This window comes from Neisseria sp. P0021.S006, from assembly GCF_051956895.1.
Map to the genome: position 1 here is coordinate 1 of NZ_JBQCWZ010000661.1, position 753 is coordinate 753.

Here is a 753-nt window from a genome sequence, read left to right on the forward strand (position 1 = left end):
GATTTTAGAGGTAATTAACTTTTCATGTTCATAAGTTAATTCAAGTACTTGTTTCAATGATGAAAATTGATGAGGTGGTTCATCAATTTGTGTGATGATAGCCAATGCGCCGGTCTCATTTAAATAAGTGAAGAGTTTACGCATATGCTGCATTTCCTCAGCCGCATGCTCTGATAAAAATTTTGCAGCTCCTTCGAAACCTTGTTGTTCGCACCAGGCGCTCATTTGTAAATATAAGTTAGAAGAATAAAACTCTAAATTCATTTGATCATTTAATAGTTTAATCACGCTATTTGATAACATTTTATTTCTCCTATTCTTATAAAGTTTTTAATTCACGATCAATGTAGTAGAGCGCTGTACCACTTTCACCAAGAAGTTTGAATTTATCAACAATACTGTTAAATAATTTTTCTTCTTCATGCTGTTCAGCTACATACCATTGTAAGAAGTTAAAAGTAGAGTAATCCTTTTCTGCAAAAGTACTCTCAACTAACTCATTAATTTTAGATGTCACTAGTTTTTCGTGTTCAAGTGTTGTTTCAAAAACTTCTTTTAATGAAGCGTAATCGTGTTTAGGGGCGTCAATTTTACCTAACAAAGGCATTCCACTGGTTTCGCTCACATAAGTAAACAACTTTTGCATATGTTCCAATTCTTCATCGGCATGACGAAGTAAAAATGCTGCAGCGCCTTCATAACCATGTTTATGGCACCATGCACTCATTTGCAAATAGACATTTGATGAATACA

Annotated in this window: 2 protein-coding genes; both read right to left on the reverse strand. The window is 33.7% G+C overall.

Annotated features, from left to right (window positions below; all coding sequences use genetic code 11):
• Positions 1-303 (reverse strand): ferritin (locus ACTHUM_RS16315; RefSeq protein ID WP_440403466.1); only part of this gene is annotated, 303 nt, incomplete at its 3' end.
• A 16-nt stretch (positions 304-319) separates the two neighbouring features.
• A partial coding sequence (ftnA, locus tag ACTHUM_RS16320; protein ID WP_440403467.1) for a non-heme ferritin occupies positions 320-753 on the reverse strand: 434 nt, incomplete at its 5' end.